Genomic DNA, 8,638 nt, shown 5'->3' on the forward strand with positions numbered 1-8,638 from the left:
GACCTTGCGCCGACGCCGTTCTTCACCAAGCTCGCGCAGGGCATGGCCAAGCTCCTGCAGGAGCGCACCGCCGACGGCTACGTGCATCGCGTCGATTACCGCCTGCGGCCGGACCCCGGCTCGACCCCGGCGGCCCTCTCCCTGAACGCGGCCTACCTGTATTACGAGACCCTCGGCCAGAACTGGGAGCGCGCGGCCTACATCAAGGCGCGGGCCATCGCGGGTGACATCCCGGCCGGCGAGGCGTTCCTTGCGAACCTGCGCTCCTTCGTCTGGCGCAAATACTTCGATTTCGCCTCCATTGCCGACGTGCACGCGATGAAGCGCCAGATCCACGCGGTGCGCGGCCACGACACCATCGCGGTGGCGGGCCACGACATCAAGCTCGGGCGTGGGGGCATCCGCGAGATCGAGTTCTTCGTCCAGACTCAGCAGCTCGTCTTCGGCGGGCGCCGTCCCGAACTGCGCGGACGCGGCACCGTGGCGATGCTCACGGGCCTGACGCGGGACGGCTGGATCGACGCGACCGCGCGCGACGACCTGACCGCGGCCTATGATTTCCTGCGCACGGTCGAGCATCGCCTGCAGATGGTGCGCGACGAGCAGACCCAGCGCCTGCCCCAGGAGCCGGAGGAACTCGAGCGCTTCGCGCGCTTCGCCGGTTTCGCCGACCGTTCGGCCTTTGAGGCGGCGCTGCTCCATCACGCCCGGCGCGTGCAGGGTCACTACGCGATGCTCTTCGAGGCCGAGCCGGACCTGTCCTCGGATGTGGGCGACCTCGTCTTCAGCGGCACCGGCGATGATCCCGCCACCCTGGCGACCCTGCGCAAGCTCGGCTTCCGGGAGCCCGAACGGGCTGTCGAGACCGTGCGCGGCTGGCATTTCGGGCGGCGCCCCGCCGTGCGAACGCCGCGTGCCCGGGAGGTGCTGACGGAACTGGTGCCGGCCCTGATGCAGGCGCTCGGCGGCACGGCGCAGCCGGACGCCGCCCTCGATACCCTCGACCGGGCCTTCGCCCGGATGCCGGCGGCCCTGGAACTCCTGACCATCCTGCGTTCCAACGAGCGGCTGCGGTTACTCTTCGCCGATCTCCTCGGCACCGCGCCGCGCCTGGCCGAGACCGTAGCCTTCAGCCCACACGTGCTCGATGCGGTGATCGACCGGGATTTCGGCGAGGCGACGACGGATGCCGCGGACCTCGCCGCGCAGTTCCGCAACCGTCTCGGCCAGCCGAGCGACCACGAGGATTTCCTCGACCGCAGCCGCGATGCCGCCCGGCAGCTCCGCTTCCTGACGGGGGCACGGCTCCTCTCCGGGATCCTGTCCCCGGAGGAAGCGGGCCGCGCCTTCACAGGCATCGCGGACGCTGTCATCGGCACCACCCTGGAGCGCATCGCGGGTGCGTTCTTCTCCGAGCACGGCGCGGTACCGGGGGGGCGCATGGCGATTCTCGGTCTCGGCCGCCTGGGCTCGCGCCAACTCACCGCCGATTCCGATCTCGACCTCGTGGTCCTCTACGATTTCGACCCGGACGCGCGCATGAGCGCCGGCCCCAAGCCCCTCGACGCGGCTGTGGCCTATAACCGCCTCACCCAGCGCCTCGTCGCGTCGCTGACCGTACCGACCCGGCGCGGACATCTCTACGAGGTCGATCTGCGGCTGCGCCCGGGGGGCGGGCAGGGCCCCGTGGCGGTGCAATGGCGCGGCTTTCGCACCTATCACGCCGGCGAGGCGGAGCTTTGGGAGCACATGGCCCTGACCCGCGCGCGGGTCATCGCGGGCGATGCGGAACTGGCGGCCGACCTCGACCGGGAAATCCGCGGCATCGTCGGCCGCGAGCGGGAGGCCGCCGAGGTCCACCGCGCGGTCCATGCCATGCGCATGCTGGTGGAGCGGGAGAAAGGGGATCGCGGCGCCCTCGACCTCAAGCTCGCCCCGGGCGGGCTGCTCGACCTCGACTTCCTGGCCCAGGCGCTCGTCCTCGCCCACGCCCATCGCCTGCCCGATCTCATCGGGCTCGGCGCCTGCGCGGTGTTGGCCCGCGCCGCCGATGTGGGGCTGCTGGCCGCGGGCGAGGCCGAGACGTTGGTGGAAGCCTATCGGACCTTCGACGCCGTGCTGCACTGGCAGCGGCTGATGGTTGAGGGCGATTCCGCGGCGGCGTCACCCGTGACCCTGTCGCGACTCGCCGTTGCCATGGGCGCGCCCGATGCGGCGCGGCTGGTGGCGCAACTCGACGAGCAGCGCCACGCGGTGCGGGCGCTGTTCGACCGCCTGCTGACGGATTGACGGACTCGCGGGAGAGGACGGGGCAGGGGCTTCAGACCCCCACCGCCGTCCGTTCCGGCAGGCGGGTGGTGGCGCCGGCGGCATCGCGCAGGGAAGCCACGGTTTCCTGGGCTGCCTCGATGGAGAGGGCCTGCCGGTGCTCGGGCGTCGGAGCGGGCAGGCGCACCATCACGATGGTGCCGAGGCCTTCCTGCGAGCGGATGCGCAGGGCGCCCCCGTGCAACTCGGCCATGGAGCGGGCGATGGCGAGGCCGAGGCCCGACCCCTTGTGGCTGCGGGTCAGGTTGGTTTCGACCTGTTGGAAAGGGGCGCCGAGGCGGCGCAGGGCCGATTTCGGGATGCCGATGCCGGTATCCTCCACGAAGACGTGCACGTTGTCGCCGGCCGGCCGAGCCTTGACGATGATGCGCCCGTTGCCGGACGGCGTGAACTTCACGGCGTTCTGAAGAAGGTTGCTGAGGATCTGGTGCAGGGCGCGCTCGTCGGCCAGGACCGGGAGGGCCTCGACCACGTCGACGTGGATGCTGAGCGATTTCGCCCGTGCCGCCTCGCCGACGAGTTTGAGCGCTCCCTCGATGGCGGTCGCGACCGGGATCTCGCGCGGGACGAGTTTCACCCGTTGGGCCTCGATGCGCGACATGTGCAGGATGTCGTCGATCACGGAGAGCAGGTAGTCGCCGCTGCTGCGGATGTCGCGGCAATAGTCGGTGTAGCGCGGCGAGCCGAGGGAGCCGTAGACCTCGCTCTCCATGAGTTCGGCAAAGCCCATGATCGCGTTGAGCGGTGTGCGCAGCTCGTGGCTCATGTTTGCGAGGAACTCGGATTTCGCTTGGTTGGCGCCCTCCGCCTGCGCCTTCTGGTCGAGGTAGCGCTCGGCGAGGTCCGCGAGCTGCTGGGTCTGAAGCTCCAGGGTACGACGCGAGCGCTTGAGGTCCCGCACGGTCTCGATCAACTCGCGCTCGGACTGGACGAGCTGTTCCTGGTGGCGCTTGAGGTTCGTGATGTCTGTGCCGACCGAGACGTAGCCGCCGTCCTTGGTGCGGCGCTCGCTGATCTGCAGCCAGCGTCCGTCGGTCAGCTCCGCCTCGAAGGTCCGGGCTGTGGCGCCGCTCGGCTCCAGGTCGCGCAATTCGCGCCGCACCGGCGGCAGGACGCCCCGGCCCATGATCTCGGCGTAGCGCCGGCCGGGGATCGCGTCCTCGGGGCTCAGGGCGTGCAGGTGGCGGAACTTCGAGTTGCACAGCACGAGGCGATTGCCGGTGTCCCATAGGACGAAAGCCTCGGAGATCGCCTCGACGGCGTCGCGCAGGCGCATGTCGGCGGTGGCGTTCAGCTCCGCGAGGTTGCGCTGCTCCGTCACGTCGAGCGCGATGCCGACGAGGTGGCGCCCGCCGTCGATCGTGTCGGGCACGATCTCGGCCCGCATGCGCATCCAGACCCAGTTGCCCGTCGCCCCCCGGACGCGGAACTCGTGGTCGACGGTCGACTGGCTCGCGGCGAGGTGCCGGGCGAGGCTGTAGAGATCGCCGTCGTCGGGATGAACCAGGGCGTTCACGTCGCCGAAGGACAGGAACTCACGCTCGCGGTGGTACCCCAGAAGGGCATACATTGAGTCCGACCAGTAGATCCGGCCGCGGGGGATGTCCCAGTCCCACAGGCCGCAGCGGCCCCGTCCGAGGGCGGTGTCGAGGCGCTGCTTGATCTGCTCGCAGACGCGGTCGACCGCATGGGCCCGGTTGGTCTGAAGGGCGTAGGCGATGCCCGTGCCGATGATGACCAGGGCGGCAGCGCCGAGCAGGATCGCCTGATTGCGCGCGCGCAGGCCCCAACTCGCGGTGATGTCCTCCAAGGGCTGCAGGACCGCGACCTGCCCGCGCCCACCGGGCAGGCTGCGAAGCGCCGCCACCGCCGTCGATCCGTCGGCGAGGGTCACGGTCATGACGCCGGCGCGTTCGCCGAGGGTGCTGAGCGCCTGCATCTCCCCGAGATGCTCGGTCAGGGTCCGCCGGGGGCCCGGCAGCGGCGGATTGGCCGCCACGATGCTGTCGTCCGGCGCGATCAGGAGAATGCGCCGGCCCGCATGGAGCAGGCCCGGCGGCAACAGCGTGCGCAAGCTCTGGTGCGCCTCCGCGCCCTTCGCCTCGTCGGCGATCTCGACGCCGGAGAACGCCGCCGCCGCCAGCCGGGTCAGGGCGTCCACGTCGGTCACCGCCGACCGGATCACGTCCTCGCGCTGCGTCTGCAGCAACAGGGTCGCCACCACCGCGAGGCAGATCAGGAAGGTCGCGAACAGCGCCGGAAGGGCGAAGCGCAGCCAGGTCTCCGCACGAACGAAACGGACATGTGTGGAATGCTGCGGCCGATGAATACCCAGGATGGTATCGGCGCGCGCGGAGAGGGAAGCGGAATCCGCCTCCAGCATGGTCTGACCCCGCAACTGCGTTGAATCGGTGGAAGCGGGCCCGCGGGCGCTGCTTCGAATCGTATACGATTCAGCATTTCCAACGGTGTTTTGTCCACGCGTTTTTTTGGGCGTCGCTTGACTCGCCCGCCGAATCGCAGAGCGAAAACAAGTGTTAAGTCAGCCCGAAAAGGCGATTCCCGCCAGTGGTTTGGCTAGCCGGCAAGGGTCCGCCCGAGGATATCGCCGACATCGCGCGACAGTCCGGGGGCCGCACGAATTTCCAGCAGTGTGGATCTTGCCACGTCGCGCCGCCCGGGCTCCAGCATCCGCCAGGAGCCGAAGGCCGTCAGCATGCGCGCGGCGACCTGGGGATTCGTCCGATCCAGGGCCAGGACCGTTTCCCCCACGAGGCGATAGCCGGCGCCGTCTGCACGGTTGAATTGCGTCGGGTTCCCCATGCTGAAGCTGCCGATGAGGGCGCGGACCCGGTTCGGATTGGTCATCGAGAAGGTCGGGTGGACCTGAAGGCGACGGATGCGCTCGAGCGTGTCCGACTCGGGGATCGTGGCCTGGATCGCAAGCCACTTGTCGAGGACGAGGGGTTCGGCGCGGTAGGTCTCTGCGAATCGCGCGAGGGCGTTCTCGCACGCCGGCCCGGGCCTCTGCGCCAGGACCGAGAGCGCGGCGAGGCGATCCGTCATCGTCGTGGCGCCGGCCATCTGGGCCTCGGCCTGCGCCGTCGCGCCGTCCGGATCGGTCGCGGTCAGGAGGTCGAGGGCGGCATTGCGCAGCGCACGTCGGCCCGCGGAGGCTGCGTCGGGGCTGAACGGGGTCCCGGGCGCGTCCGCCAGGGCGTCGCGCAGGTGCCGGAAGCGCTCCGCGAGGCCGGCCGCGAGGGTTCGCCGCAGAGCGTGTCGGGCGCGATGGATGGCATCGGGGTCGATCTCGGCGCCGATCTCGTTGGCGACATCCGCCTCGCTCGGTAGCGCCAGGACCAGGGCGGCGAAAGCAGGATCGGCCAGCGCCTCCCCGTCGAGGAAGGCAGCGAGGGCCCCCGCGAGTGCCTCGGCGGCTTCCTTCGCCAGGATGCCCGAGCGCGTGCCCTGCACGAGGAGACGCATGGCGACACTCTGGGCCGCCTGCCAGCGGTTGAACGGATCGCTGTCGTGGCGCAGCAGCACGAGCCGGTCGGCGTCGGCCATGTCCATCTCGATCCGCACCGGGGCGGAGAAGCCGCGAAACAGCGACGGCACGGGCGGTGTGGCGACGTCCGTGAAGGTAAGGGTGTCGCTCGCTCGCTCCAGCACGAACACGCCGTCCCGGACCCGGTCGCAGACCACAGCGAGAGGACCGCCGCTGCCGACGAGCCCGAGGCTCACGGGGATGGTCAGGGGCGGGCTGTCGGGGGCGCCGGGCAGGCTCTGGCGGAAGGTCAGCCGGTAGCTGCGCGCGTCCGCGTCGTAGGCGCCCTGTACCGCGACGCGCGGCGTGCCCGGCCGCTCGTACCAGCGCGCGAAGGCGTCGAGGTCCCGGCCCGAGGCGGCCGCGAAGGCGGCCAGGAAATCCTCGACCGTCGCCGCGCGACCGTCGTTGTCGGCAAAGTAGCGGTCCATGCCGGCGCGGAAGGCCTGCGCACCGAGGAGCGTGCGCAGCATCCGCACGATCTCGGCGCCCTTCTCGTAGACGGTCGCCGTGTAGAAGTTGTTGATCTCGGCATATTGCCTGGGCCGCACCGGGTGGGCCAGCGGCCCCGCATCCTCGGGGAACTGCCGGGCGCGCAGGGTGCGGACCTCGCCGATGCGATGCACGGCGCGCGAGCGCATGTCGGACGAGAATTCCTGGTCGCGGAAGACCGTCAGCCCCTCCTTGAGACAGAGCTGGAACCAGTCCCGGCAGGTGATGCGGTTGCCCGTCCAGTTGTGAAAGTACTCATGCGCGATGATGGCCTCGATCGCCGCGTAATCGGCGTCCGTCGCCGTCTCGGGGGAGGCCAGCACGTAGCGGTCGTTGAAGATGTTGAGGCCCTTGTTCTCCATCGCGCCCATGTTGAAGTCGGAGACCGCGACCACATTGAAGACATCGAGGTCGTAGGCGCGGCCGAAGACGGTCTCGTCCCAGGCCATGGCGCGTGCGACGGCCTCCAGGGCGTAGTCCGCCCGCGCGGCCTTGCCCGGCTCGACATAGACGGCGAGCGCGACCCGGCGGCCCTCGCTCGTGGTGAAATCGCGCTGGACGTGGTCGAGGCGTCCGCCGACCAGGGCGAAGAGGTAGGCCGGCTTCGGGTGGGGATCGTGCCAGATCGCGTAGTGCCGCCCCGGCCCGGCCTCGCCCGCCTCCATCGGGTTGCCGTTGCCCAGAAGTACCGGCGCCTCGGCCCGGTCCGCCTCGATGCGGGTGGTGTAGACCGCCATCACGTCGGGCCGGTCGAGGAAATAGGTGATCCGGCGGAAGCCGTCGGCCTCGCACTGCGTGCAGTAGACGCCGTTCGACCGATAGAGCCCCATCAGCTTCGTGTTGGCCGTCGGGTCGATCTCGGTCTCGATGGTGAGGGTGAAGGGGCCGGCGGGCGGGTGCGTCAGGGTCAGGTTCGAGGGCGTGACCGCGTAGGCCTCGGCCGCCAGGGGCGTTCCGTCGAGGCGCAAGTCCGTCAGGGTGAGGTCGTCCCCATCGAGGACCAGGGGCGCGCCGGCTCGGCCGTCCGGGTTGGGCCGCAGGCCGATCTCCGCGCGCACCCGCGTCGCGGTGGGATGCAGTGCGACGTCGAGCGCCACGGTCCCGATCAGGTAGTCGCTCGGGCGGTAATCCTCGAGGCGGATCGCGATCGGAGTCTCGGTGCGCATGCGGGTCCCTTCCGGCGTCCGCCCCATCTTGCGGGGGCGGCGGCAGCGGCGCAACGCGCAGGCCCCCAGGCCCGTTGACGCGTGCGTGCGCCGGTCCACATAGGCGCCATCCATCGAAAGAGAGCACTACCCCATGCGTTTCCTGCACACCATGGTCCGCGTCGCCGACCTCGACCGGGCCCTCGACTTCTACGTGAACACCTTCGGGCTCCAGGAGGTGCGCCGGGTCGACAACGAGAAGGGCCGCTTCACCCTGGTCTTCCTCGCCGCCCCCGACGATGCCGGCACGGCACGCGAGACCCAGGCGCCCGTCATCGAGCTGACCCACAACTGGGACCCCGAGAGCTATTCGGGCGGGCGCAATTTCGGCCACCTCGCCTACGAGGTGGACGACATCTACGCGTTCTGCGCCAAGCTCCAGGCGGCCGGCATCACCATCAACCGCCCGCCCCGCGACGGCAACATGGCCTTCGTGAAGTCCCCGGACGGCATCTCGATCGAGCTCCTGCAGAAGGGCCCGGCCAAGCCGCCGCAGGAGCCCTGGTCCTCCATGGAGAACACGGGCTCCTGGTAGCCCGAACCGACGAGCCGCCGCGCGTCGGCGGCTCGCCCCGTCGTCAGGCGCCGGTCTCGGGTACGGGCGTGAGGCCGAGCTGGCTCAGCTTGGCCGCCACGATTTCGATCGGCCGGCGCAGCTTGAGGCTCATCACCGAGACCGGAATGCCCTCCCGGGCCATCGCGGTGAGTTGCTGGACGGATTCGAGCGTCCAGGCCGTGTCGTTCGTCGCCATCGCTTCCTCCTGTTCCGTGCGTCCACCGGCCGGGGCGGTGCCGCCCACGGGCCGATTCCGGCAGTTGGAGCGGGGCATCGGCCTCGCCAAGCGGGGTGTCCAAAATCTCGGCATGCCGATCCCGGCGTCACGCCTTGCGTCGCGAACGCCCTTGACCTGTCGCGCCCGCCCGGCGCACATCCGCCGCGGATCAGTCGGCCGGGCGGCCGCTCCGGGCGCAGGGTTCAAAGATCCTTGCCCGGGGAGGAAAGTCCGGGCTCCATGGAGAGACGGTGCCGGATAACGTCCGGCGGGGGCGACCCCAGGGACAGTGC

The 8,638-nt window shown here is 70.3% G+C and carries 5 protein-coding genes; 2 read left to right on the forward strand and 3 right to left on the reverse strand.

Annotated elements, in window-relative coordinates; translation table 11 throughout:
- A partial coding sequence (locus K2X24_RS22505) for a bifunctional [glutamine synthetase] adenylyltransferase/[glutamine synthetase]-adenylyl-L-tyrosine phosphorylase (protein WP_292501302.1) occupies positions 1-2,289 on the forward strand: 2,289 nt, incomplete at its 5' end.
- Between the two features lie 31 nt (positions 2,290-2,320).
- Here K2X24_RS22505 and K2X24_RS22510 read toward each other — a convergent pair.
- Positions 2,321-4,711, reverse strand: coding sequence for an ATP-binding protein (locus K2X24_RS22510; RefSeq protein WP_292501310.1), 2,391 nt, complete (start codon positions 4,709-4,711; stop codon positions 2,321-2,323).
- A 194-nt stretch (positions 4,712-4,905) separates the two neighbouring features.
- Entirely contained in the window at positions 4,906-7,533 is a 2,628-nt protein-coding gene (gene pepN / locus K2X24_RS22515; protein WP_292501304.1) for an aminopeptidase N, read from the reverse strand.
- Between the two features lie 133 nt (positions 7,534-7,666).
- Between pepN and gloA the strand changes: the two genes are divergently transcribed.
- Positions 7,667-8,107 carry a lactoylglutathione lyase gene (gloA, locus tag K2X24_RS22520; RefSeq protein WP_238276523.1) on the forward strand — a complete coding sequence of 147 codons (441 nt, stop codon included), beginning with the start codon at positions 7,667-7,669 and terminating at the stop codon, positions 8,105-8,107.
- A 43-nt stretch (positions 8,108-8,150) separates the two neighbouring features.
- Here the strand turns inward: gloA and K2X24_RS22525 are convergent, their stop codons facing one another.
- Positions 8,151-8,324, reverse strand: a complete 174-nt coding sequence (locus K2X24_RS22525) for a hypothetical protein (RefSeq protein ID WP_292501309.1) — start codon at positions 8,322-8,324, stop codon at positions 8,151-8,153.
- Between the last annotated feature and the right edge of the window lie 314 nt (positions 8,325-8,638).

Source organism: Methylobacterium sp. (assembly GCF_019750675.1).
In the GTDB taxonomy this organism is placed as follows: Bacteria; Pseudomonadota; Alphaproteobacteria; order Rhizobiales; family Beijerinckiaceae; genus Methylobacterium.

Coding starts and splice junctions, on each gene's coding strand:
- K2X24_RS22510 (WP_292501310.1), bottom strand. CDS start 4,711: ATGCTGGAGGCGGATTCCGCTTCCCTCTCCGCGCGCGCCGATACCATC.
- pepN (WP_292501304.1), bottom strand. CDS start 7,533: ATGCGCACCGAGACTCCGATCGCGATCCGCCTCGAGGATTACCGCCCG.
- gloA (WP_238276523.1), top strand. CDS start 7,667: ATGCGTTTCCTGCACACCATGGTCCGCGTCGCCGACCTCGACCGGGCC.
- K2X24_RS22525 (WP_292501309.1), bottom strand. CDS start 8,324: ATGGCGACGAACGACACGGCCTGGACGCTCGAATCCGTCCAGCAACTC.